A 23,504-nucleotide genomic window follows, 5' to 3' on the forward strand; every position below is an offset into this window, starting at 1 on the left:
GTCACCACGGCCCTCACGGCCACGGCAGAACGGTGAGGTTCGGCCACTCGGTCGTCCACCGGGCCGCCTTGGCCTCGTACACGTGCTGCATCGGCAACCGCGGGTTCGGCCGCACGATCCCCGCGAAGAGATCGTCGAATCCGTGCGGTGCGTACACGACATCCGTTCCGCCCCGGTCGGTGGTGATGCCGAAGCAGCACGTGGTGGAGACGAAGTGATCGATCGCATCCTCGGTACTTCGGTACGGTGCGATCGCAGTGCCGAAATGCTCCTCGTACCACAGGTGTACGCGCGCCTCGTTGCGTACTTCGATGTCCACACCGAGGTCGGCGAACACCGAATCCACGCGCTCGATCACCTCGTTCTCCGCATCGTAGGACAGATCGGAGTCGTCGAAGTAGAAGAAGTCGTAGTCCCGAATTCCCGCACGCAGGTCCCGACCGGCCAGGTGGTTCCACACCGTCTGGAAGAGGCCACCCGCTGTCAGATACCAGCCGGGGAGCCCGAGCTCAGGAGCGCGTCGAAGTATCTCGTCGACAGCAGGATTGGATCGAACGACCGAGACGAACTCGGCCTCGCCCGGTGGCATCACACCGGCAGGACGGCCAGACCGTGCGGCCTGAGGTTGACCGACTCGCACCCGTCTGCGGTGACCACGACGATGTCCTCGATGCGTGCACCCCACTGTCCGCGGAAGTAGATTCCCGGCTCGATGCTGAACGCCATCCCCTCGGTGAGCGTGATGTCGTTTCCCGCAACGATGTACGGCTCTTCGTGTACCGACAGGCCGATCCCGTGACCGGTGCGGTGCAGGAACGCCTCGCCCAGACCGGCGTCGACCAGGACGTCGCGGGCGGCCGCATCGATGGACTGCGCCGTGACACCGGGCACCACCGCATCGACAGCTGCCTGCTGGGCCCGCTCGAGTACCGCGTACTGCTCGGCGATCTCCGCCGAGGGCTCGCCGAGACTGTAGGTGCGGGTCGAGTCGGAGTTGTATCCCGGTGCGACAGGTCCCCCGATGTCGATCACCACGATGTCGCCCGCCTCGACGACTCGATCGGAGACCTCGTGGTGCGGATCGGCGCCGTGAGGCCCGGACCCGACGATGATGAATTCAGGTGCTGTATGGCCTTCTTCGACGATCGCGGCCGCGATGTCCGCGGCGATCTGCGCTTCCGTGCGGCCCACTCGAAGCCATTCACCCATCCGGGCGTGCACGCGGTCGATGGCGTGCCCAGCGCGCCGCAACGCGTCGATCTCGGCCGCATCCTTGACCATTCGGAGTTCGCGAAGCACGTCGGTGGCCAGCACCGGGACCGTGCCGAAGACACCCGCCAGCGGCACGAAATGTAGGGCGGGCATGGCGTCGGCGACGGCTGTGCTCGTTCCACCGGGAACTGCCGATGCCACCAGTGCGTACGGATCCACACCGTCGACCCAGTCGACGAGCGTCAGAGACAGCTCTTGCGCCGCGGAATCGCCCAGTGCGGCGAGCTCGAGCCGAGGAACCACGACCGTGGGGGTGCTGCCGTCCGCGGGAACGACCAGAGCGATGAGACGCTCGAACGAACTGGCCTTCGATCCGATCAGGTACTGCAGATCCGGACCCGGGGTGATCAACAGGGCATCCAAGCCTGCTTCCGACGTCAGGCGAGCCGCGCGGGCGAGTCTGGACGCGTAGACATCGCTGGAGAAACGTGAGGAACTGACCGAAGAATCGACACTCATCCCACCAGGCTAGTGCCGTTTGGCAAGATGAGCCCCATGACCGCCCCCGGAAAGTCGCCGCTGCTGCTCCTCGACGGCGCGAGCCTGTGGTTCAGGGCCTACTACGCACTGCCCGAGTCGATTACGGCCCCCGATGGCCGACCCGTCAATGCCGTCCGAGGCTTCCTCGACATGATTTCGGCGTTGATCGCGCGCACCGAACCCAGCCGACTGGCGGTGTGCCTCGATCTCGACTGGCGGCCGCAGTTTCGCGTCGACCTGGTGCCGTCCTACAAGGCGCATCGGGTTGCCGAGGCCGCGCCGGAGGTCGCCGAGAGCGAAGAGGTGCCGGAGACACTGACACCACAGGTGGACATGATCATGGATGTGCTCGCCGCATTGGGGATCGCGACCGCAGGCGCAGAAGGTCTCGAAGCCGACGACGTGCTGGGAACCCTGGCAGCGCGCGAGCGTCAGGACCCCGTGGTCGTGGTCAGTGGAGACAGAGACCTGCTTCAGGTTGCCGCCGACGAGCCGAACGAGGTGCGCGTTCTGTACGTGGGCCGTGGGTTGGCCAAAGCCGAATTGTTCGATCCCGCACTGGTTTCCGAGCGCTACGGTGTGCCACTTCATCGAGCGGGCGAGGCGTACGCGGAACTTGCCCTGCTGCGCGGCGACGCCTCCGACGGCCTGCCCGGCGTCAAAGGAATCGGGGAGAAGACGGCGTCGACGCTGATGCTGAACTACGAATCCGTCGCTGCGCTGCGCGCTGCGGCACTCGATCCGTCCTCGGACATGGCCAAAGGCATCCGGGCGAAGCTGGCCAATGCGAGCGACTACCTGGACGCCGCACTTCCCGTCGTCCGAGTCGTCACCGACGCCGATGTCGTCCTGTCGAAGTCCGACGAGATTCCGGCCGAGCCCGACGATCTCGACGCACTGAACACGCTCGCCGAGACCCTCGGAATCGAGAACGCCGTCAACCGTCTCGTCTCTGCGATGGCGGCCACGGCGTCGAAGAACTGACCCGAGTGGCCGAGCCGGTCTACTTGGGTAGGGAGACCTCGTAGTTGGCGTCGTCGTCGAGGAAGGTCAACGTCACCGTCCTGAACGCACCGTCGACCGTCAGGGTGCAATCGACACTGGTCCCGGCCTCGACCTCGATGTCCTGGGGGCAGGACACACCGGAGACGTCGGACGCACCGTAGGACTCGGTGACGACCGTGCGAATACCCTCCTCGGCCGCAGCAGTGTCGAGGGTGGTCGTACGACCGAAGGCGAAGAACGACACCACCGCGATCACTGCGACCACTGCGATGACGGCACCTGCGATGATCAGGGGCTTCTTCGACTTGGACCCGGCCTGCCCGGGCCCCTGCTGATTCGGGTACTGCTGGTTCGGATACTGCTGGTTCGGATACTGCTGATTGGGATTGAAGGGCTGCTGTGGCTGCTGGCCGTATGCACCCGGTCCGTACTGCCCACTACCGAATTGCTGTGGTGCGTAGGGGTTCTGGTACGCCGCATCGCCCGATGCAGGCGCACCGGCACCGGGATAGGGCGCGCCGTACTGCTGACCGGCCGGGTATTGCGCGGTGGGGTTCGGGCCTTGGGGGTACTGCCCCTGGGGGTAGCCGCCCTGTGCGTTCGGAGCCTGGGGGTATTGCCCCTGCGGATAGCCGGCAGGTGGGTACTGACCCTGTGGGTATTGACCCTGTGGGTATTGACCTTGTGGGTATTGACCCTGCGGGTACTGCCCCTGTGGGTATTGCCCCCCGGGCTGCTGCGGGCTCTGCCCGTACGCACTCCGATCGGGTTCGCCGTACGGCGCGGCCGGCGGCTGTCCGTACTGATCCCACGCCGATGGTGTCGGAGTCTGTGGATCGGCGGAGGGACCGCCAGGCTGCGTCTCCGGCGTGTCTCTCGCGGCACCGTCCTGCTGATCGGGCTTGCGCGACCAGCTGTTGTCCGGATCGGTCGGACCGTATGGGCCGCTCATCTCGCCTCCACTGAAGATTCGGATTCGTCGGGGGTACAGTATCCCGCCCGTACGACTCTCCGCTGTACCGACCCGGCAGTCCGATTCTCTCCTGTCATGCGGCATCGACGGCGACCACGCCGCGGCGCAGAGCCGCGATCGCCCGCGCCGCAGTTCGCGACAGTTCCGGCTCCGGGGCCGCGAGCCGAACCTGATCCAACAGGTCGATCACCTGCCGACACCAGCGTACGAAGTCTCCGCCGGACAGTGCTTTGCCGTTGTCACCCGCGGTGACGAGAGCATCGACCAACGAGTGGTTCGACGCCCACTTGTAGATCGCCTTCACGAAGCCCATATCGGGTTCTCTCGTCGGCGGAAGCTTGTGCCGAACTTCGTCGGACCGCAGCTCGTGCCATACCCGGACCGTTTCGGTCAGCGCGTGTCGAATCGGACCCGTCGGACCGTGCGGAGTGATGTCACCCTCCGACCTGGACTCGTAGACCACCGCCGAGACCACCGCCGCCAATTCTGCCGGAGAAAGGCCCTGCCACAGCCCGCCGCGCAAGCACTCGGCGACCAGGAGGTCGGACTCGGAATAGATCCGACTGAGCCTTGCGCCGTCGTCGGTGACCTTCGGATCCTTGCCCGCCGTCACATAACCGCGGTCGGCGAGCAACGCCAGGATGCGGTCGAACGTCCGGGCGAGGGAATTCGTCGTGGCCGATACCTTCTGGCGCATCGTTTCGGTCTCACGCGCCAGTCGGTTGTACCGCTCACCGGTACGGCCGAGCTCGTCGCGGTCGGGGCGCGCGTGCACCGGATGCGAGCGGATGGCTCGTCGAAGCGTGGCCAGTTCCTTGTCGTCCGCTGCGGTCGATTTGCGTCGGATGCGGTCCGACGGCTGCGAGATTCCGCGGGTGACCAGGGCGGTTGCCAGGTCACGCCGGGTCTTCGCGGTGCGATGGTCGACGAAACGAGGAAGCCTCATGGTGCCCAGAGGTGTTGCAGGTGAAGGGAAGTCCGCCGCCGAGAGTCGGCCGGCCCACTTGTCCTCGGTCAGCACGAGCGGACGCGGATCGGCTCGGTCGTCATCCGGCTCGAGCACCACGGCCAGGCCGCTGCGGCGACCGGTCGGCACCGAGATCACGTCGCCGCGGCGCAGGGCACGCAGCGAATCGACGGCCTTGTCCCGCCGATCGGACCTGCTCTGGCGTTCGAGGGTCTTCTCGCGATCCTTCAGTCGCTCGCGCAGCCGCGCGTACTCGAAATACTCGCCGTCGGGGCCGCCGAGCCGCGCACCGAGCGCCTCCAACGTCTGCATGTTCTTCTCGATACCGCGCACCATCCCCACGACGGAGCGGTCGGCCTGGAACTGTGCGAAGGACCGTTCGAGCAGCAGACGCGAATCGGCCGCGCCGAACTGTTCGATCAGGTTGATCGACATGTTGTAGGCAGGCGCGAACGAACTGCGCAGCGGGAACGTACGGGTCGACGCCAACCCCGCGACCTCGGTCGGCTCCGTTCCCGGCTGCCACAGCACGACGGCGTGTCCTTCGACGTCGATTCCGCGGCGTCCGGCCCGGCCCGTCAGCTGCGTGTACTCCCCCGGCGTCAACTCGGCGTGCGTTTCGCCGTTGAACTTGACCAGCTTCTCCAGCACGACGGTTCGGGCCGGCATGTTGATCCCCAGAGCCAGGGTCTCGGTGGCGAACACCGCGCGGACGAGGCCCTTGACGAACAACTCCTCGACGGTGTGCCGAAAGACCGGCAACATCCCCGCGTGGTGGGCGGCGAATCCGCGCTCGAGTGCGTCGCGCCACTCCCAGAAACCCAGAACTTCGAGGTCCTCGCGCGGCAGTTCCGAGGTGTGCTTCTCGACGATGTACCGAATCTCCTCGGCCTGCTCGGGCGTGGTCAGCACCAGCCGCGAACGCATGCACTGCGTCAGAGCGCCGTCGCACCCGGCGCGGCTGAAGATGAAGGTGATCGCCGGGAGCAGACCCTCCTCGTCGAGCTTGGCGATCACATCGGGTCGCGGAAGTGGCCGGTTGTTCGCGCCGCTGCCCTGACCGCCACCGCGACCTCCGCCGCCTGCGCGACCGCCGCGGCCCCTGCTGTGCGGTGCGTGCCAGCGGTCCATCGAGTCGAGGGACTGACGTTGTTTGACGTGTCGCACGAGTTCCCGATCGACGACGACCTTCTGACTGCCGTCCGCCGACTGGGCGCGCGTGTCGAACAGATCGAACAAGCGGCGGCCCACCATGATGTGCTGCGAGAGGGGCACCGGACGGTTCTCGTCCACCACGACCGAGGTGTCACCGCGAACCGTGCTCATCCAGGCACCGAACTCCTCGGCGTTGCTCACCGTTGCCGACAGGCTGACCAGTCGAACGTCATCGGACAGGTGCAGGATGACCTCCTCCCACACCGCGCCTCGGAATCGGTCGGCGAGGTAGTGCACCTCGTCCATGACGACGTGCGAGAGCCCCCGCAATGCGTCCGAGGATGCGTAGAGCATGTTGCGCAGCACTTCGGTCGTCATGATGACGATGGGGGCATCGGGGTTGATCGACGAGTCTCCGGTCAGCAGCCCGACCGTGTCACGCCCGTACCGCGCGGTCAGCTCGGCAAACTTCTGGTTGCTCAGAGCTTTGATCGGGGTGGTGTAGAAGCACTTACGTCCGGCGGCGAGCGCCAAGTGCACCGCGAACTCGCCGATCACGGTCTTGCCCGCACCGGTGGGGGCACAGACCAGAACACCGTGACCGTTCTCCAGGGCGGTGCAGGCATCCACCTGGAACCGGTCGAGGGGGAAGCCGAGCTCTGCCGAGAAGCGTTGCAGCTGGGTGGGTCGGGGGCTTGTCCCCGTATCGACAACCGTCTCGGTCATGCGATCGACCCGACGGTCCGACCGAGGTCAGATCGTGTCGTCGTACTGTGCCTGTGCTCGGGTCGCGGTACCGAAGCCGTTGGACGGCGGTGTCGGAGCGACAGCATCCGGTGACTCGATCGAACCTGCGCCGTCGATGCGCGTTGCTTCGTCATCTGACACATCACCCCATTCGTCTCTTCTCTTGCGCAACTTACGCTTGTCGTGAATTCGCGCAATCTGCACTGCCATTTCGAAGAGCACCGTCAACGCCAAGGCCAATGCCAGCATCGAGAACGGGTCCTGCCCCGGAGTTGCGATGGCCGCGAAGACGAACAGCCCGAAGATGAGACCTCGACGCCACGCCTTGAGTCGCTCGTAGGTGAGTACGCCGACGAAGTTCAGGGCGACGACCAGCAACGGAATCTCGAAGCTGACGCCGAAGATGATGAGGAGGTTGATCAGGAATCCGAAGTACTGATCGCCGCTGAGGGCGGTGATCTGCACGTTGTCGCCGATGGAGAGCAAGAAGTGCAGGCCCTTGGCGACCACGTAGTAGGCCAGGACGGCTCCGGCGACGAACAGCGCGGCCGCTCCGGAGACGAACGAAACAGCGTGTCGCCGTTCGTTGGCGTACAGGCCCGGGGTGATGAACGCCCAGATCTGATACAGCCAGATGGGGCAGGCCAGGACGACACCGGCAGTGAAGGCGACCTTGAACCGCAACAGGAACTGATCGAACGGTCCGGTCGCCAACAGACGACACTGGTCGTCGTTGCTCAGGTTCGCGCGCAGGCTGGGGTCGAGTGTGCAGTAGGGACCCCGTAGGAGGTCGCCGAGGCTCTCGACGCCGAGGATGGTGTGCGAGTACCAGAAGAACCCGAAGGCAGTCGTCAGCGCGACGGCAACCAACGACCACAGGAGCCGGGTTCGCAGCTCGTACAGGTGATCGACCAACGACATCGTGCCGTCGGGATTGACTCGGCGCTTGCTACGCCGCGGATCGAACGGAATGCGCATGGTGTTCTACGGTCAGCCTTCTTCGGTCGGACGACGGCGATAGGCCGTCACCGACAGCAGTGAACCTTCGGTGCCACCTGGCACCGAAGGCGTGCTGAGCGGCCTTGCGCTCAGGCAGACTTGGCGTCGTGCTGGGTCTCGCTGGTCGGCTGCACGACCGGCGCGGGAGAGGGCAGCTGAGCGGGAGCGGTCGGCTGCTGCGCCGTCGCAGTGTCGGTGTCGGACTTGCCGTCGTTCTGCATCTCCTTCACCTCGCTCTTGAAGATGCGCAACGACCGGCCGAGTCCGCGAGCAGCCTCGGGCAGCTTCTTGGAACCGAACAGAATGATGACGACCACCGCAACGATGGCCCAGTGCCAAGGACTGGTGAATCCCATGCGAACCTCCTACAGATCAGATGAACCGAGCGTACCCGACCCCGGGTGCCGCCTCCGGCAGCGGCGGGTGCCGGTTTGCCCCGTGTTCATGTGGCGACGGTGCCGTTCGCGCTGGTGGCGTCGAGCTCGGCGTACGCATCCAGGGCCGAGCGGGCTCGATCGCGGACGGAGTTCACCAAGGATTCAGGTGCCAGTACCGTGACGCCGCCACCGAAGCCCAAGGTCAATCGCGTCATCCACTGCAGCGTCGCGAACCGCATCGTGACCACGATCGACCCGTCCGCATCCGCGGCGACCTGGGTCATCGGGTAGTAGTCCAGGATCCAGGTGAAGGCAGGCGACACCTTCAACCGCGCCTGAGACAGCGAGGGATCGTCGTTGAAGATCTCGAAGGCGTCCTCGTCCTGCACCGATTCCGGCGGCGCGGCGGGTTCGTCGAGTTCGGTTGCCGAGTCGATGCGGTCGAAGCGGAACAGCCGAACTCCCTCGGCGCTTCGGCACCACGCCTGCACATAGCTGTTGTCGTCGACGACGACAGTCCTGATCGGGTCGACGGTCCGCTCGGTGACGACATCCCGCGATGCGGAATAGTAGGTCAGCTCCAGAGCGTGCCGATGACGCAGCGCAGATCGGACGGTGGCGGAGACCGGGCCTTCTTCCGCACCTGCGCCGTCGTGATCCGACGAGAGTGGCACGTTGGCCGCCGCCGAGCCCGCTGCGGTCTCGATCTTCGCGATCGCGCGCTGAGCGGCGGACGGATCGACCATGCCGGGCATCGAGGTCAGGGACCGCAGTGCAACCAACAGGGCCGTCGCCTCGGTCGACGTCAGGCGTAGCGGTCGATCGATTCCGGCCGAGAACGTCACGTCGATGCTCTCCTCGGAGAAGGAGAGATCGATGAGATCACCCGGGCCGTAGCCGGGCAGACCGCACATCCAGAGCTGATTGAGATCGGCCATCAGGGTCGCCGTCGACACCCCCAGCTCGCGCGCGGCCTCCTCGGCACTCAAGCCGGGATTGGCCATGAAGAACGGCACCATGTTGAGCAACCTGGCCAGCCGAACCGACAGTCGTGCGCTCATCGCTCGTTCTCCACGTCGGCCGCCTTCTGCAGGGTGGAGATCACGTCGGCGCGCAGTTCCGCGGGTTCGAGCACCACCGCATCCGCGCCGTGACCGGCGATCAACCGCGAGACCCAATCCCAGGACCGCACGGGAACCTCGACGACAGTGCCGCTGCGGGTGCCGAGACTCTGCACGCCGACCACCGTTCCCATTCTGCGCAATTCCAGCGCCCTCCCGTCCTGTAGCCATACCCGGGCCGTGCCCGATACCGAGGACGTGCCCGCCACTCGACGGACGATGTCCTGCAGATCGACGCCGTCGGGCTTGCGGACGCTCTGCGGGGTGCCGAACGACTTGACCTCGTCGCCGATTCGGGACAGTCGGAACGTGCGGGTGTCGTCGCGGTCCACGTCGTGTCCCACCAGATACCAGCGGCCGCGAAACGTCACGACACCCCACGGCTGGACGGTTCTAGTGGTGAACGGCTCGGTCAGCGACGGGCGGTGTTGGAACCGTACCGACTTGCCGTCGTCGATCGCGGCCAGCAAGGCACCCAGCGCGGGTTCGGAGCCTCGGGTGCGTGCGGGAACCGCGGTCACCGCTGCGGCGGACTCGTTCTGGTCGACCTGAATTCCGGCGGCTCGGAGTTTGAGCAACGCACTCTGTGCCGCGGAGGTGAGCTCCGGCGATTCCCACAGTTTGACGGCGACCGCAACGGCGGCCGATTCCTCGCTGGTGAGGTCGATGTCGGGCAGTTCGTAGGCATCGCGATTGATGCGATAGCCCTCGACGCCACCGAATCTGGTTGCGGTACCGGTTTCCAACGGGACTCCGAGGTCGCGCAGTTCGTTCTTGTCTCGCTCGAACATTCTGCTGAACGCTTCGTGGCTGGTGGAGTCGTCGTATCCGGCAACGCTCTCGCGGATCCACTCCGCGGTCAGGAACTGACGTGTCGACAGCAGACAGATGACCAGATTCATCAGGCGTTCGACTTTGGTGGTGGCCACGACAGTCGAGCCTAGTTGCTCACCGGTGGCCGCAGCGGTAACGACCCGACTGCGTGCGGCGCTACATCGATGCGATCAGCCGTTCCACTCGCTCGTCGACCGAACGGAACGGATCCTTGCACAGCACGGTTCGCTGAGCCTGGTCGTTGAGCTTGAGGTGCACCCAGTCGACCGTGAAGTCGCGACCTGCCTCCTGAGCGGCCGTGATGAATTCTCCGCGCAGCTTGGCTCGGGTGGTCTGCGGCGGCAGATCGACGGCCTCGTCGATCTGTTCGTCCTCGGTGACTCGTTTGGCCAGACCCTTGCGCTGCAACAGGTCGAACACTCCTCGGCCGCGTTTGATGTCGTGATAGGCCAGGTCCAACTGCGCGATCTTGGGATCGGACAGCTCCATCGAGTACCGGTCCTGATACCGCTGGAACAGTTTGCGCTTGATGACCCAGTCGATCTCGGTGTCCACCTTCGCGAAATCCTGTGTCTCGATGGCGTCGAGCGTTCGTCCCCACAGATCGACGACCTGCTCCACCTGAGTGTTCGGCTCGCGCGTCTTGAGATGCTCGACGGCTCGCGCGTAGTACTCGCGCTGAATATCGAGGGCGCTGGCCTGTCGTCCCCCGGCGAGTCGAACGGGACGCCGTCCGGTGAGATCGTGACTGACCTCGCGGATGGCGCGAATCGGATTGTCCAGTGCGAAATCTCGGAAGGACACGCCCGCCTCGATCATCTCGAGAACGAGGGCTGCCGTTCCGACCTTGAGCATCGTCGAGGTCTCGGCCATGTTCGAGTCGCCCACGATGACGTGCAGTCGGCGGTACTTCTCGGCGTCGGCGTGCGGCTCGTCGCGAGTGTTGATGATGGGTCGCGAACGAGTGGTGGCCGAGGAGACGCCTTCCCAGATGTGCTCGGCGCGCTGTGAGAGGCAGAACGTCGCAGCCTTCGGCGTCTGGAGTACCTTGCCTGCGCCACAGATCAACTGACGCGTGACCAGGAACGGCAGCAGCACGTCCGAGATTCGGGAGAACTCGCCGGCACGTTGCACGAGAAAGTTCTCGTGGCAGCCGTAGGAGTTTCCCGCCGAGTCGGTGTTGTTCTTGAACAGATAGATATCGCCCCCGATACCTTCTTCTGCCAGGCGTTGCTCAGCGTCGATCAGCAGGTCTTCCAGTACTCGCTCGCCGGCGCGGTCGTGGGTGACCAACTGCAACAGACTGTCGCACTCGGCGGTGGCGTACTCGGGGTGCGAGCCCACGTCGAGGTACAGGCGGGCACCGTTGCGAAGGAACACATTCGAGCTGCGACCCCACGAGACGACTCGGCGAAACAGATAGCGAGCCACTTCGTCCGGACTCAGCCGTCGATGTCCGTGAAAAGTACATGTGACACCGAACTCTGTCTCGATGCCCATAATTCGTCGCTGCACACTTCGACACTACAACGCAACCCTCGAATCGATGTGTCGGAGCGCCCCGATGTCGTCCGTCCGTGAGGATGCCGTCGCACGTGCCTAGGCTGGGCGTCATGACATCCACGCGTACCTCGATCGCGACGGCCGTCCACGCGTGGGATCTGTCCCTGGTGGCGCGAAGTGCTGCTCTGCGGCAGAGCAGAGCGGACGGTGGCCTGCGCGCCTTGAGCAACGCCGCCGATCACGGCCGTCTGTGGCTCGGCGCGGCTGCGCTTCTCGTGGCCGTAGGTGGCCCGGCCCGACGCGGTGGCGTCCGGGGGCTCGTGGCACTGGCCGGTGCGAGCTCTGTGGCGAACGGGCTGCTCAAACCACTCTTCCCGCGGACTCGTCCCGATTCCGAGTCGGTTCCCGTCCTGCGTCAAGTACTGGCTCCGCCGGTGTCGTCGTCGTTTCCCTCGGGGCATTCGGCGTCCGCGGCCGCGTTCGTCACAGCGGTGGCGATCGAATCCCCGGTGGCAGGCGTGCTGCTGGCACCCGTTGCGGCCGCGGTGTGTTACTCCAGGGTGCACGTCGGGGTGCATTGGCCGACCGACGTCATCGCCGGTGCGGCTCTGGGCTCGGCCATCGCGTTGTCCACCCGTCGCTGGTGGGCCGTGCGATCGGAAAAGCCTGCCGATCTGGGTTCCCCGGTAGAGATCGATCCACTGCCCGGCGGCCGGGGGCTGCTGGTACTCGTCAATCCGGGTTCGGGCGACGATTCGGACGCGGTGCCCGACGCGATCCGTCGAGCACTTCCCGATGCCGATCTGTTCGTGCCGAATCCCGATCAGGACTTCAACGAGCAACTGGAACAGCGAATTCGGAGCACGTCCCCGCGTGCCCTCGGTGTGTGCGGTGGCGACGGAACGGTGGTCAGCGTTGCTGCATCGGCGGTGCGCAACGGATTACCGCTCGCAGCATTTCCGGGCGGCACCCTCAACCACTTCGCGCGCGACACCGGGTTGACCGTCGTGGAGGACACTGCTGCCGCCGTGGAAGCGGGCACCGCCGAACGGGTCGACATCGCCGAGGTGTCCGTCGACTGCCGCAGTGTGTCCTTCGTCAACACCGCGACGTTCGGTGGCTACCCCGACTCGGTGCGGCTGCGTCAGAAGTTGCAACGCCGAATAGGTAAATGGCCGGCCGCCGCCATCGCGATGACGAGGGTCCTGGCAGCTGCGGAACCACTGAACATCAGGCTCGACGGCACCAGACATTCGGTGTGGATGCTGTTCGTCGGCAACGGCAACTACGCACCGGCCGATCAAGTTCCCATGTCTCGCAGCAGCATTCACACCGGAACGCTCGATGTTCGGTTTCTTCCGTCCGAGCCGAGGGCATCCAGAACCAGACTGCTGTGGGCAACGTTGACCGGCACCCTCGGCTCGTCGCCCGCCTACGTTCGTCGAGCGGTGAAGCAGTTGACCGTCGAGGTGGAGGGCTCCCCCGTTGCGCTCGCCGCCGACGGCGAAGTGGTGGGCGACGGAACGTGGTTCGAGTTCACCAGCGACAAGAACGGCCTCGTGCTCTACCGAAAGCGATAGCGCACGAGGCCGAACGAATGTCGGGACCACCGGTCAGTAAGGCGGTGCACCTTCGGTGTCGGTGACCGCCTCGACCGACGCAGTCGGCGTCGGCAACATGTCCTCCAACGCAGCTCCGGCGATGCGTCGGAACGCTCGTCGCGGCCGCGCCTGGTCCAGCACCGCGACCTCGAGCGCCGAGACCTCGAGGACCTTCTTCTCCGGCTCACCGCCCGCAGGGGGCGGCGTCGCGGGACCTGCCGTGAGGGCGGCAACAGCAACCCGTACCGCCTCGGCCAGGTCCAGGCCGGAACGATAGGTGTCCTTCAGCGCGGCCACGATCGGCTCGGTCGTGCCACCCATGACGACGAAATCCTGTTCGTCGACGATGGATCCGTCGTAGGTGATGCGGTAGAGCTGCGTAGCGACCGGCTCGTCCTGATGCGACACCTCCGCGACACAGATCTCGACCTCGTACGGCTTGAGCTGCTCGGTGAAGATCGTGCCGAGTGCTTGCGCGTACGTCTTGGCGAGCGAACGGCCGGTCACGTCACGCCGATCGTAGGTGTATCCCTTGATATCGGCGTGCTGGATGCCGGCCTTGCGCAGGTTCTCGAACTCGTTGTACTTGCCCACGGCCGCGAAGCCGATCCGGTCGTAGAGTTCGCTCACCTTGTGCAACGCGGTCGAACGGTTTTCGGCCACGAAGAGGACCCCGTCCGCATACGTCAGCACGATGACGCTGCGGCCGCGGCCGATTCCCTTGCGCGCCAACTCCGAACGATCGCGCATGATCTGTTCGGCAGATGCGTAGTACGGCATCGTCATGGTGCGCTACCCCCTTCGCTCACTTGCTGGCCGGCCCGGGTGTGATGCTCGGCACCGCCGGAATGCGCTGCACTCTCGGTCCGCTCCGCGAGGACGGACCGAGCGGCAGCCGAAATCCGCTCGTGCGCAACGTCGTCCGCCCCGACACTGGTGATGGCGACAGCCGTCGGGTAGATCCCGCGGGTGACGTCCGGACCACCGGTGGCCGAGTCGTCGTCGGCGGCGTCGTACAGCGATTCCACCGCTGCACGAATCGCCTCCTCCTCGGTCATTCCCGGGCGATAGAGCTTCTTGAGCGCGGACTTGGCGAACAACGATCCCGATCCCACCGCGTGATAACCCGAACGCTCCTCGTATCGCCCGCCGACCACGTCGTAGGACACGATGCGTCCGGCTCGATCCGGATCCGAGATGTCGATGTCGAATCCGACCAGCAATGGGACGGCGGCAAGCCCTTGCATCGCGGCACCGAGATTGCTTCGCACCATCGACGACAGCTTGTTGGCCTTGCCGTTGAACGTGAGCGGAACGCCTTCGATCTTCTCGTAGTGCTCGAGTTCGACGGCGAAGAGCCGGACCAGCTCGATCGCGATGCCCGCCGTTCCGGCGATACCCGCGGCGGAGTAGTCGTCGGTGACGTAGACCTTCTGCATGTCGCGATTGGCGATCAGATTGCCCTGCGTGGCTCGCCGGTCACCCGCGATCAGTACGCCGCCCGCGTAGGTCAGGGCGACGATCGTCGTCCCGTGCGGGGCGATGCCGGACTTGTCGGTGGTGCCGTTGGCGGTGTGCGACGCCAGATCCGCCGCGATACCGCTCTCGGGCAACAGGTGGGGGGCGTGCCGACGAAGATAGTCGGAGAACGACGAGCTGCTCGACCCGAGTGGGATCGTCATTCCGTCGCCGGCCGACCGTGGGTCCGAACGATCCACCGTCACTGGCCGCCCTTCTGAACGTAGGCGCGGACGAAGTCCTCGGCGTTTTCCTCGAGCACGTCGTCGATCTCGTCGAGAAGGTCGTCGGTCTCCTCGGCCAGCTTCTCGCGTCGTTCCTGACCACCGGCTCCGGTGTCGCCGGGAACCTCATCGTCGTCGCCGCCGCCAGAGCGCCGTGTCTGCTCCTGTGCCATAGTCGCCGACCTCCTCCGTATATCGAGAAAACAGATCTACTGCACTCTCACCGGTCGATCCGAGGTGCACCGTCGTGGATGTGCAAGTGCAACCGAACGTTCCGCCGAAAGTGCACGGACCTTTACCCTACCGACAGACCGACTCCGCCGGTTGGCAAGACACCGCGATTGGTCGGCACCGGTCTGTGGGTGCGTCAGGTGGTGAGCTGATCGACGAGCTCTGCGGCGCTGTCGACCGACTCGAGCAGTGCACCGACGTGCGATTTGGTGCCTCGGAGCGGCTCGAGGGTCGGGATGCGAACGAGGGAGTCGCCGCCGAGATCGAAGATGACCGAGTCCCAGCTCGCCGCGGCGATGTCGGCCCCGAACTTGCGCAGGCACTCGCCGCGGAAGTAGGCCCTCGTATCCTCCGGCGGCGTGCCGACTGCATCGAGTACCTGCTGCTCGGTGACCAGTCGATCCATCGATCCGCGAGCGACCAGCCGGTTGTACAGACCTTTGTCCAGCCGCACATCGGAATACTGCAGGTCGACCAGATGCAGCCGCGGAGCCGACCACCCGAGCCCCTCCCGCTGGCGGAAGCCTTCGAGCAGGCGCAGTTTCGCGGGCCAGTCCAGCAGGTGGGCACACTCCATCGGATCCCGCTCGAGCAGGTCGAGAACCATGGCCCACTTGTCGAGCACGTCCAGCGCGCGCGCATCGCCACTGCCCTCGGCGGCCACGAATTTCGCAACGCGCTGGTGGTAGATCCGCTGCAGCGCAAGCCCGGTGAGTTCGCGGCCGTCGGCGAGTGCGACGGCCTTGCGCAGCGTCGGATCGTGGCTGATCTGATGGACTGCGGTCACCGGCCTGGCCAGCTGCAGATCGGACAGATCGACTCCCGCTTCGATGATGTCGAGCACGAGCGCTGTGGTGCCGACCTTGAGGTAAGTCGACATCTCGGCGAGGTTCGCGTCGCCGATGATGCAATGCAGGCGGCGATACTTGTCCGCGTCCGCGTGCGGTTCGTCGCGCGTGTTGATGATGCCGCGCTTGAGGGTGGTCTCGAGGCCCACCTCCACCTCGATGTAGTCCGCCCGCTGCGAAAGCTGGAAGCCCGCTTCGTCACCGGACTGGCCGATTCCGACGCGTCCCGACCCGGTGATGACCTGCCTCGAGGCGAAGAACGGCGACAGACCGGCGATGACCGCCGAGAACGGCGTCTCGCGCGACATCAGGTAGTTCTCGTGGGTGCCGTACGACGCACCTTTACCGTCGACGTTGTTCTTGTACAGCTGAAGGCGCGGCGCTCCCGGGACGCTCGACGCGTGGCGGGCGGCGGCTTCCATCACGCGCTCGCCTGCCTTGTCCCAGATGACTGCGTCCAGCGGGTCACGTACCTCCGGAGCCGAGTACTCGGGGTGAGCGTGATCGACGTACAGGCGGGCACCGTTGGTGAGAATCATGTTGGCTGCGCCGATCTCGTCGGCGTCGATCACCGGAGCCGGGCCGCTGAAGCGTCCTAGGTCGAAGCCGCGGGCATCACGCAGCGGCGACTCGACCTCGTAGTCCCAGCGCGTGCGCTTGGCCCGAGGCACTCCGGCGGCTGCCGCGTACGCCAACACCGCCTGGGTGGACGTCAGGATCGGGTTGGCGGTGGGTTCGGTGGGCGAAGAAATGCCGTACTCGACCTCGATACCGATGATGCGCTGCATAAGTCGAGCCTAGACGGCCGACAGATGCAGTTCGGGGCGCGCCCTGTGCGGACGCGCCCCGAAAACTGCTCAGCGATGGATCTACAGGTACTGGCCGGTATTGGCCTCGGTGTCGATCGCCCGGCTCGCGCTGGCGTTCTTGCCGGTGACCAGCGTGCGGATGTAGACGATCCGCTCGCCCTTCTTGCCGGAGATTCGAGCCCAGTCGTCCGGGTTCGTGGTGTTCGGCAGGTCTTCGTTCTCGGCGAACTCGTCGACGATGGAGTCGAAGAGGTGTTGGATTCGCAGACCGCCGTTGCCGGTTTCGAGTACCGATTTGATGGCGTACTTCTTCGCGCGGTCGACGATGTTCTGAATCATGGCACCGGAGTTGAAGTCCTTGAAGTACAGAACTTCCTTGTCTCCGTTGGCATACGTCACCTCGAGGAAGCGGTTGTCGTCGCTTTCGGCGTACATGCGCTCGACGACACGGTCGATCATCCCTCGGATGCAGGCAGCGCGGTCTCCGCCGAACTCGGCGACATCGTCGGCGTTGACCGGCAGCGAGTCGGTCAGGTACTTGGAGAAGATGTCCTGTGCCGATTCGGCGTCGGGCCGCTCGATCTTGATCTTCACGTCCAGGCGACCGGGCCGCAGGATCGCGGGGTCGATCATGTCCTCACGGTTGGAAGCACCGATCACGATCACGTTCTCGAGCCCCTCCACGCCGTCGATCTCCGCGAGCAGCTGCGGCACGACCGTCGTCTCGACGTCGGACGAGACGCCCGAACCACGGGTGCGGAAGATCGAATCCATCTCGTCGAAGAACACGATGACCGGGGTGCCCTCGGACGCCTTCTCCCGTGCGCGCTGGAAGATCATCCGGATGTGACGCTCTGTCTCGCCGACGAACTTGTTGAGCAGTTCGGGGCCCTTGATGTTGAGGAAGAACGACTTCGCTTCCTTGGCGTCCTGCCCGCGGGCCTCGGCGATCTTCTTGGCCAACGAGTTGGCAACCGCCTTGGCGATCAACGTCTTTCCGCAACCGGGAGGGCCGTACAGCAGCACACCCTTGGGCGGACGCAGCGAGTACTCGCGAAACAGATCCTTGTGCAGGAACGGCAGTTCGACGGCGTCGCGAATCTGCTCGATCTGTCGACCGAGACCACCGATGTCCTCGTATCCGACGTCCGGCACCTCTTCGAGGACCAGGTCCTCCACCTCGGCCTTGGGGACACGCTCGAAGGCGTAGCCGGCCTTGGTGTCGACGAGCAGGGAATCGCCGGGGCGGAGTTTGCGGGACGGTTCGTCCGGGTCGATGGGGCCCTCGTCGTTGACCATGTCGATCAACGGCTTGGCCAGCCACACGACTCGCTCCTCGTCGGCGTGACCGACGACGAGTGCCCTCGATCCGTCGCCCAGAAGCTCACGCAGAGTGCTGATTTCGCCGACCTGGTCGAAGGTGCAGGCCTCGACGATGGTCAACGCTTCGTTCAGTCGCACCGTCTGTCCCGGTGCGAGTGAGTCGGCCTCGATGTTGGGTGAACACGTCAGCCTCATCTTGCGTCCGGAGGTGAACACATCGACCGTGCCGTCGTCGAAGACGCTCAGCAGAACGCCGTAGCCGCTCGGTGGTTGGCCGAGGCGGTCCACTTCCTCGCGGAGTGCGATGAGCTGTTGCCTGGCCTCTTTGAGGGTGTCCATCAACTTGGCGTTGCGGAGCGCCAGCGAATCGACGCGACCTTCGAGTTCACGTACCTGCTCGGGGGACTCCCCCAGTTGACGGCGCAATGAAGCAGCTTCGGCTCGCACGGCGTCCAGTTCGGCTCTGGCCGCGGCCACATCCGGATTGTCTGTTGAGCTCATGAGCGACTCCTCCCAGTGACGATCTATCAACGCTACCGGCACCGGCCCGAATGCGCGGACCGACACCACGATCGGGACGGAGAAGCAGTGTGTCTCGACCGCACCCGAGCGTCGGTCGAGTTCATGTTAGCCTCACCTGACAAAGCAGCGGACCGACCACGGAGTCAGGGGCTTCACCAGTGAAGATGCGCAATTTCTCGGTAGGTGTCGCGCTCGCGGCAGCGGTGATTTCGGTAGCCGGATGCAGCTCGGCCGACGAATCCGATCAAACCGATCACAATTCGACGTCGGTCGCCGAGAGCAGCGCCCCGGCAACCGATGCACCCGCCGTCGCTCCCCCGACATCCGATGAACTCGAAGCATCTCTGCTGCAACTGGTGGCCCCGAACGTCGACGCAGCGACGAAGGCGGCCTCGGTCGAGAACGGGCAAGCACGCCTGACCAACCTCGACACGATGACCGCGGCCCTGGCGAACTACGGGGCGATCACGTTCGAGGTTGCCGAACCGACGGTCGAGGGCGAGACATCCACCGCCGACGTCGCGATCGCCACTCCTCGGGGAACGGCAGCTCCGTCCCCTCAGACCTGGGTGCTGATCGACGGCGAGTGGAAGCTTTCCGATGCCAGCACCTGCCAGATTCTCGCGATGGGACAGGCTCCCTGCTCCTAGACCGAGAGGTCAGCCCTTGCCCGATCGACGTTGCGGCTTCGGCGTGACGGTGCCCTCGGCGAGGCGTCGGACACTGACGAGGAATGCCGTGTGCCCCTGCATCCGATGCTCGGGACGAACCGCCAGTCCGACGACGTGCCACCCGCGCACCATCGACTCCCAGGAACGGGGTTCGGTCCAGCATTCCTGTGCTCGTAGGGCTTCGACGACCTTGGACAGCTGCGTCACGGTAGCGACGTATACCAGCAGCACGCCGCCGGGAACGAGAGCCTTCGATACGGCAGGCAGTGCATCCCAGGGCGCGAGCATGTCGAGGACGACTCGATCGACCTGCTCACCGGGACGATCGACACCGAATTGATCGACGTCGGCCACCGTCAGGTGCCAGTTGGACGGCCGCTCGCCGAAGAACGTCTCGACGTTCTTGATGGCGTAGTCGGCGTGGTCCTGGCGGATCTCGTAGGAGATGACCGTTCCTGCGGTACCGACGGCACGCAGCAGCGAGCACGTCAGAGCGCCCGATCCGGCACCCGCCTCGAGTACGCGCGCCCCGGGGAACATGTCGCCCTCGTGCACGATCTGGGCCGCGTCCTTGGGGTAGATGACCTGAGCGCCACGCGGCATCGACAGCACGTAGTCGGTCAGCAGCGGCCGGAGCGCGAGGTAGGGGGTGCCGTTGACGGACGTGACGACGCTGCCCTCGTCGGCACCGAGCAGTTCGTCGTGGGTGATTCCGCCCCGGTGGGTGTGGAACTCCTTGCCCGCCTCGAGAACCACCGTGTAGTGGCGGCCCTTCCCGTCGGTGAGCTGGACTCGATCCCCTACGCGAAACGGTCCGCTGCGGGCGGGTCCGGTCGGTACCGGCTCGACCGGTATGCCGTCGTCGGTCGTCAGAGCTTCGTCGAGTTCGATTTCGTCGACGGTCGCGGTGACCACTTCGTCCGCACTGGGAACGTCCGCGCTGGGAACCGGGGCGTCGACGATCGCGTCGACCTCGGGCCCGTCGGTCGTCGACGCGGACGCGGAATCACCGAAGGACACAGCATCACCGGACGGCACAGCGGAACCTGCTTTCGTTGCTCTGTTCGACGCCCGACCTGTTCGGTCCGACACCTGGGACGACTCGACGTGTCAGACTACGGCCTTGACCGAAGATGTCGGACCAACGGCATAGGGTCGCAGTCGTGAGTATTTCCGTGTCGACGCCCATCGACTTGCCTCTACTCGATCCCGGCGACAGTGCGCACCAGTCGCCGTCGATGTCCGGCTCCCGCAGTACACCGGCGTTGTCGCCTTCGCGCGCAGGTGATTTCAAGCAGTGCCCGCTCCTCTATCGCCTTCGAGCCGTCGACCGAATTCCCGAGGTCTCCACCGAAGCTCAGGTGAAGGGAACTGTGGTGCATGCCGCACTGGAGGCCCTGTACGCGTTGCCCGCACAGGATCGTGTGCCGACCACTGCACGAGAGCTTGTCGATCCGGCGTGGGAACGAGTGGTCGCGCGGTCGCCCGACATCGAGACTCTGGTTCCGGTGGACGAACGACCGGCGTTTCTCGACCGGGCTCGCGCGCTGGTCGCCGGCTATTACGAACTCGAAGACCCCACCCGGTTCGAGCCCGAATCCTGCGAACAGCGAGTGGAGGTGGTGCTGGACGACGGTACTCCGCTGCGCGGGTTCATCGATCGGATCGACGTTGCACCGAACGGGATGATCCGTGTCGTCGACTACAAGACGGGCCGGGCGCCGCGGGAGTTCACCGAGTCCAAGGCGCTGTTCCAGATGAAGTTCTATGCCCTGATGATCATGCGGATGCGTGGAGTCGTTCCGGCGCAACTGAAGTTGATGTATCTCTCCGACAAACAGGAGCTGACCTACACCCCCGACGAGGGCGAACTGCGCAGGTTCGAGCGCATGCTCTCCGCGATCTGGAAAGCGATTCTGGCCGCAGGCGAGACCGGTGATTTCCGCGCCAAACGGGGTGCGTTGTGCAAGTGGTGCGATCACCAGGCGCTGTGTCCGGAGTTCGGTGGTACTCCCCCGCCGTATCCGGGGTGGCCCAGGGCCGCTGCCGAACCGGTGGGAGCCGAGCTGTGACGGTTCCGAACGCCTTCTTCGTTCCCGCCGGTGTCGGTAGTGAGGGCCACGAGAGGGTCACCGCGACCGAGCACACCGTCAGCCTGTGGGCACCGACGATGCAGCACGGGGCTCCACCTTCGGCGCTGTTGGTTCGTGCGCTCGAACGAGTGGACGCCAGGGAGGACACCCGCATCAGTCGCGTGGCCGTCGACATCCTCGGGCCGGTTCCGGTCGGGGACATCGAGATCCGAGCGTGGACGGAGCGTCCCGGCACCAATATCGAGCTCGTCGTGGCGGAACTCTGGGCGGACGGCACCTCGGGAACTGCGCGGGCGGTGGCCCGTGGCAGCGCATGGCGTATGCGCACCACGCCGACCGACGACGTTGCGCACTCGGGCGATCCGGTGATGCGACCGGTGAGCGACGGTGTCGACTACACGTTCGGTGGCACCTGGTCGTCGGGTTATCTCGACGCCGTCGAGTTCAAGATCCTCACCGGGCTCGGTGCCGATGGGCCGGGCGAGATCTGGGCCAGGCCCATACCTGCTCTCGTGCAGGGTGAATCGATGACATCCCTGGAAAGACTCTTCTCGATTGCGGACATCGCGAACGGAATCGGAGCGAAGCTCCCGATCGACGAATGGACGTTCTTGAACACCGACCTGACCGTGCACGTGTTCCGAGTGCCGCAGGGCGAATGGATCGGGGTGTCGGCCGAGACCTCCACCGGGCCGGACGGTATCGCGATGTGTGCGGGCACACTCAGCGACGAACTGGGACCGGTCGGGCGCATCGCTCAGACGGTGCTGGTTCGGCGTCGCAGCTGACGAGTCAGGGCAGGAGTGGAGCCTGCGGAACGACCAGTCAGGGCAGGAGTGGAGCCTGCGGAACGACCAGTCAGGGCAGGAGTGGAGCCTGCGGAACGACCAGTCAGGGTGTAGTCGGTCGAGGTGTGTGGGCCTTGACGACGGTGCCCTGGGCGACTGCGACGACGCGTTCCTTCTCGCCGTCGATCGAGTGAACGGTGCAGTGGCAGACGGCCTGGCTGCGTGTGACTGACACGGCGTGTGCGCGGGCGATCAGGTACTCGCCCTTTGCCGGCCTCGCAAAATCGACGGTGCACTGCGATGTCACCGCGTCCCCGCCGAGTGCGACTCCACCGGCGAAGGTCACGGCGTTGTCGGCGAGATAGCTGATGACGCCGCCGTGCACGAAACCGTGTTGCTGCTGCAACTCGGGCCTGTTTCGGAGCCGAACTTCGACGTGACCTCCGGCCGTCGAGATCAGTTCGGCACCGAGCAACCGGGTGAACGGCTGCGCGTCGAACACGGCCCGCGCCAGACGGGCGAGATTCTGTTCGGAAGTATCGGATGTCATGCGCCCCCCAGACGGCCGGACCGGATTCAGAACGCCCGGCAGGACCTGATGTCGGAGGCGAGGATCGCCTTGGCGCCCAACTCGGCGAGCTGATCCATGACGTTGTTGTGCACCTTGCGAGAAACCATGGCGCGCACGGCAACCCAATTGTCGTCGACCATCGGGGCGAGGGTCGGTGATTCGATTCCGGGGGTGATCTTCACGGCCTCGTCGAGGATCGACTTGGGGCAGTCGTAATCGAGCATCAGGTACTGCTGTGCGAAGACGACGCCCTGCACGCGGGCGATGAGTTGCTTGCGTGCGGAGTCGGTGCCCGGTGTGCCTGCTCGTTCGATCAACACACCCTCCGAATCGCAGAGGGATTCGCCGAAGGCCACGAGGTTGTTCTGACGCAGCGAGCGTCCCGACTCCACGACGTCGGCGATCGCGTCGGCGACCCCGAGCTGAATGGAGATCTCGACTGCTCCGTCGAGGCGAATGACCGTTGCTTCGAGTCCTCTGGCGGCCAGATCCTTGCGCACCAGGTTGGGATAGGACGTGGCGATGCGCAGTCCGCCCAGGTCCTCGGGTGCCCACTGCTTGCCCGCGGGTGCGGCGTAGCGGAAGGTCGATCGACCGAATCCGAGTGCCAGCCGTTCCTCGACCGCGGCACCCGAATCGAGAGCCAGGTCGCGTCCGGTGATGCCCAGATCCAATTGACCGGATCCGACGTAGATCGCGATGTCCTTGGGACGCAGAAAGAAGAACTCGACGCCGTTCGCCGGGTCGAGAACCGTCAGGTCCTTGGAATCGCTTCGGCGTCGGTAGCCGGCTTCACTGAGAATTTCGGCGGCGGACTCGGAGAGAGCGCCCTTGTTGGGTACGGCTACGCGCAGCATGGAGTCTTCCTTGTT

The 23,504-nt window shown here is 65.3% G+C and carries 22 protein-coding genes; 5 read left to right on the forward strand and 17 right to left on the reverse strand.

Annotated elements, in window-relative coordinates; all coding sequences use genetic code 11:
• Nucleotides 1–13: 13 nt before the first annotated feature.
• Both AYK61_RS03740 and AYK61_RS03745 read right to left on the reverse strand, forming a co-directional pair.
• Nucleotides 14–589 carry a nucleotidyltransferase family protein gene (locus AYK61_RS03740; RefSeq protein WP_121869861.1) on the reverse strand — a complete coding sequence of 192 codons (576 nt, stop codon included), beginning with the start codon at nt 587–589 and terminating at the stop codon, nt 14–16.
• The gene (locus tag AYK61_RS03745; RefSeq protein ID WP_121869862.1) at nt 589–1,731 is read right to left on the reverse strand and encodes a Xaa-Pro peptidase family protein; all 1,143 of its coding nucleotides are present in this window, start codon (nt 1,729–1,731) and stop codon (nt 589–591) included. Before AYK61_RS03745 ends, AYK61_RS03740 begins: the two co-directional genes overlap by 1 nt.
• 27 nt (nt 1,732–1,758) lie before the next feature.
• On the opposite strand from AYK61_RS03745, the gene AYK61_RS03750 reads away from it, so the two are divergent.
• Nucleotides 1,759–2,736, forward strand: a complete 978-nt coding sequence (locus tag AYK61_RS03750) for a 5'-3' exonuclease (protein WP_121872409.1) — start codon at nt 1,759–1,761, stop codon at nt 2,734–2,736.
• 19 nt (nt 2,737–2,755) lie between these two features.
• Here AYK61_RS03750 and AYK61_RS03755 read toward each other — a convergent pair whose 3' ends face one another.
• From AYK61_RS03755 to pafA, 7 genes are all read right to left on the reverse strand, one after another.
• Nucleotides 2,756–3,709, reverse strand: a complete 954-nt coding sequence (locus tag AYK61_RS03755; protein ID WP_121869863.1) for a DUF4333 domain-containing protein — start codon at nt 3,707–3,709, stop codon at nt 2,756–2,758.
• 94 nt (nt 3,710–3,803) lie between these two features.
• Nucleotides 3,804–6,578, reverse strand: coding sequence for an RNA helicase (locus AYK61_RS03760; RefSeq protein WP_121869864.1), 2,775 nt, complete (start codon nt 6,576–6,578; stop codon nt 3,804–3,806).
• A gap of 27 nt (nt 6,579–6,605) precedes the next feature.
• Nucleotides 6,606–7,577, reverse strand: a complete 972-nt coding sequence (tatC, locus tag AYK61_RS03765) for a twin-arginine translocase subunit TatC (RefSeq protein ID WP_121869865.1) — start codon at nt 7,575–7,577, stop codon at nt 6,606–6,608.
• 110 nt (nt 7,578–7,687) lie between these two features.
• Nucleotides 7,688–7,954 carry a Sec-independent protein translocase subunit TatA gene (gene tatA, locus AYK61_RS03770; protein WP_121869866.1) on the reverse strand — a complete coding sequence of 89 codons (267 nt, stop codon included), beginning with the start codon at nt 7,952–7,954 and terminating at the stop codon, nt 7,688–7,690.
• An 86-nt stretch (nt 7,955–8,040) separates the two neighbouring features.
• Entirely contained in the window at nt 8,041–9,036 is a 996-nt protein-coding gene (locus tag AYK61_RS03775) for a YafY family protein (RefSeq protein ID WP_121869867.1), read from the reverse strand.
• Nucleotides 9,033–10,025 carry a YafY family protein gene (locus tag AYK61_RS03780; RefSeq protein ID WP_121869868.1) on the reverse strand — a complete coding sequence of 331 codons (993 nt, stop codon included), beginning with the start codon at nt 10,023–10,025 and terminating at the stop codon, nt 9,033–9,035. Before AYK61_RS03780 ends, AYK61_RS03775 begins: the two co-directional genes overlap by 4 nt.
• Before the next feature lie 61 nt (nt 10,026–10,086).
• Nucleotides 10,087–11,445: a Pup--protein ligase gene (pafA, locus tag AYK61_RS03785; RefSeq protein ID WP_170944814.1), complete on the reverse strand. Its 1,359-nt coding sequence runs from the start codon at nt 11,443–11,445 to the stop codon at nt 10,087–10,089.
• Nucleotides 11,446–11,543: 98 nt separating this feature from the next.
• Between pafA and AYK61_RS03790 the strand changes: the two genes are divergently transcribed.
• A complete protein-coding gene (locus AYK61_RS03790; protein WP_121869869.1) occupies nt 11,544–13,013 on the forward strand; it encodes a bifunctional phosphatase PAP2/diacylglycerol kinase family protein in 1,470 nt (489 codons plus the stop codon).
• A 33-nt stretch (nt 13,014–13,046) separates the two neighbouring features.
• Here the strand turns inward: AYK61_RS03790 and prcA are convergent, their stop codons facing one another.
• The 5 genes from prcA to arc form a co-directional block, all read right to left on the reverse strand.
• Nucleotides 13,047–13,820, reverse strand: a complete 774-nt coding sequence (gene prcA, locus AYK61_RS03795) for a proteasome subunit alpha (protein ID WP_121869870.1) — start codon at nt 13,818–13,820, stop codon at nt 13,047–13,049.
• Nucleotides 13,817–14,758 carry a proteasome subunit beta gene (gene prcB / locus AYK61_RS03800; protein WP_121869871.1) on the reverse strand — a complete coding sequence of 314 codons (942 nt, stop codon included), beginning with the start codon at nt 14,756–14,758 and terminating at the stop codon, nt 13,817–13,819. Before prcB ends, prcA begins: the two co-directional genes overlap by 4 nt.
• Entirely contained in the window at nt 14,755–14,949 is a 195-nt protein-coding gene (locus AYK61_RS03805) for a ubiquitin-like protein Pup (protein WP_008716348.1), read from the reverse strand. Before AYK61_RS03805 ends, prcB begins: the two co-directional genes overlap by 4 nt.
• 194 nt (nt 14,950–15,143) lie before the next feature.
• The gene (gene dop / locus AYK61_RS03810) at nt 15,144–16,643 is read right to left on the reverse strand and encodes a depupylase/deamidase Dop (protein WP_121869872.1); all 1,500 of its coding nucleotides are present in this window, start codon (nt 16,641–16,643) and stop codon (nt 15,144–15,146) included.
• A gap of 81 nt (nt 16,644–16,724) precedes the next feature.
• Nucleotides 16,725–18,488, reverse strand: coding sequence for a proteasome ATPase (arc, locus tag AYK61_RS03815; RefSeq protein ID WP_121872410.1), 1,764 nt, complete (start codon nt 18,486–18,488; stop codon nt 16,725–16,727).
• A 185-nt stretch (nt 18,489–18,673) separates the two neighbouring features.
• On the opposite strand from arc, the gene AYK61_RS03820 reads away from it, so the two are divergent.
• A complete protein-coding gene (locus AYK61_RS03820) occupies nt 18,674–19,159 on the forward strand; it encodes a hypothetical protein (protein WP_121872411.1) in 486 nt (161 codons plus the stop codon).
• Between the two features lie 9 nt (nt 19,160–19,168).
• Here AYK61_RS03820 and AYK61_RS03825 read toward each other — a convergent pair whose 3' ends face one another.
• The gene (locus AYK61_RS03825) at nt 19,169–20,053 is read right to left on the reverse strand and encodes a tRNA (adenine-N1)-methyltransferase (RefSeq protein ID WP_397485407.1); all 885 of its coding nucleotides are present in this window, start codon (nt 20,051–20,053) and stop codon (nt 19,169–19,171) included.
• Nucleotides 20,054–20,418: 365 nt separating this feature from the next.
• Between AYK61_RS03825 and AYK61_RS03830 the strand changes: the two genes are divergently transcribed.
• Entirely contained in the window at nt 20,419–21,252 is an 834-nt protein-coding gene (locus AYK61_RS03830) for a RecB family exonuclease (protein WP_259468164.1), read from the forward strand.
• Nucleotides 21,249–22,061 carry a thioesterase family protein gene (locus AYK61_RS03835; RefSeq protein ID WP_121869874.1) on the forward strand — a complete coding sequence of 271 codons (813 nt, stop codon included), beginning with the start codon at nt 21,249–21,251 and terminating at the stop codon, nt 22,059–22,061. Before AYK61_RS03830 ends, AYK61_RS03835 begins: the two co-directional genes overlap by 4 nt.
• A 103-nt stretch (nt 22,062–22,164) precedes the next feature.
• Here the strand turns inward: AYK61_RS03835 and AYK61_RS03840 are convergent, their stop codons facing one another.
• Complete coding sequence (locus tag AYK61_RS03840) at nt 22,165–22,611, reverse strand: PaaI family thioesterase (RefSeq protein ID WP_121869875.1); 447 nt, start codon at nt 22,609–22,611, stop codon at nt 22,165–22,167.
• A 26-nt stretch (nt 22,612–22,637) separates the two neighbouring features.
• Complete coding sequence (gene hisG, locus AYK61_RS03845) at nt 22,638–23,489, reverse strand: ATP phosphoribosyltransferase (protein WP_121872413.1); 852 nt, start codon at nt 23,487–23,489, stop codon at nt 22,638–22,640.
• Between the last annotated feature and the right edge of the window lie 15 nt (nt 23,490–23,504).

Source organism: Rhodococcus sp. SBT000017 (assembly GCF_003688915.1).
In the GTDB taxonomy this organism is placed as follows: domain Bacteria; phylum Actinomycetota; class Actinomycetes; order Mycobacteriales; family Mycobacteriaceae; genus Rhodococcoides.

Bases quoted from the DNA above. Each gene is read 5' to 3' on its own strand.
- AYK61_RS03740 (WP_121869861.1), bottom strand. From the start codon at position 589: ATGCCACCGGGCGAGGCCGAGTTCGTCTCGGTCGTTCGATCCAATCCT.
- AYK61_RS03745 (WP_121869862.1), bottom strand. From the start codon at position 1,731: ATGAGTGTCGATTCTTCGGTCAGTTCCTCACGTTTCTCCAGCGATGTC.
- AYK61_RS03750 (WP_121872409.1), top strand. From the start codon at position 1,759: ATGAGCCCCATGACCGCCCCCGGAAAGTCGCCGCTGCTGCTCCTCGAC.
- AYK61_RS03755 (WP_121869863.1), bottom strand. From the start codon at position 3,709: ATGAGCGGCCCATACGGTCCGACCGATCCGGACAACAGCTGGTCGCGC.
- AYK61_RS03760 (WP_121869864.1), bottom strand. From the start codon at position 6,578: ATGACCGAGACGGTTGTCGATACGGGGACAAGCCCCCGACCCACCCAG.
- tatC (WP_121869865.1), bottom strand. From the start codon at position 7,577: ATGCGCATTCCGTTCGATCCGCGGCGTAGCAAGCGCCGAGTCAATCCC.
- tatA (WP_121869866.1), bottom strand. From the start codon at position 7,954: ATGGGATTCACCAGTCCTTGGCACTGGGCCATCGTTGCGGTGGTCGTC.
- AYK61_RS03775 (WP_121869867.1), bottom strand. From the start codon at position 9,036: ATGAGCGCACGACTGTCGGTTCGGCTGGCCAGGTTGCTCAACATGGTG.
- AYK61_RS03790 (WP_121869869.1), top strand. From the start codon at position 11,544: ATGACATCCACGCGTACCTCGATCGCGACGGCCGTCCACGCGTGGGAT.
- prcA (WP_121869870.1), bottom strand. From the start codon at position 13,820: ATGACGATGCCGTACTACGCATCTGCCGAACAGATCATGCGCGATCGT.
- AYK61_RS03805 (WP_008716348.1), bottom strand. From the start codon at position 14,949: ATGGCACAGGAGCAGACACGGCGCTCTGGCGGCGGCGACGACGATGAG.
- dop (WP_121869872.1), bottom strand. From the start codon at position 16,643: ATGCAGCGCATCATCGGTATCGAGGTCGAGTACGGCATTTCTTCGCCC.
- arc (WP_121872410.1), bottom strand. From the start codon at position 18,488: ATGAGCTCAACAGACAATCCGGATGTGGCCGCGGCCAGAGCCGAACTG.
- AYK61_RS03820 (WP_121872411.1), top strand. From the start codon at position 18,674: ATGCGCAATTTCTCGGTAGGTGTCGCGCTCGCGGCAGCGGTGATTTCG.
- AYK61_RS03830 (WP_259468164.1), top strand. From the start codon at position 20,419: ATGTCCGGCTCCCGCAGTACACCGGCGTTGTCGCCTTCGCGCGCAGGT.
- AYK61_RS03840 (WP_121869875.1), bottom strand. From the start codon at position 22,611: ATGACATCCGATACTTCCGAACAGAATCTCGCCCGTCTGGCGCGGGCC.
- hisG (WP_121872413.1), bottom strand. From the start codon at position 23,489: ATGCTGCGCGTAGCCGTACCCAACAAGGGCGCTCTCTCCGAGTCCGCC.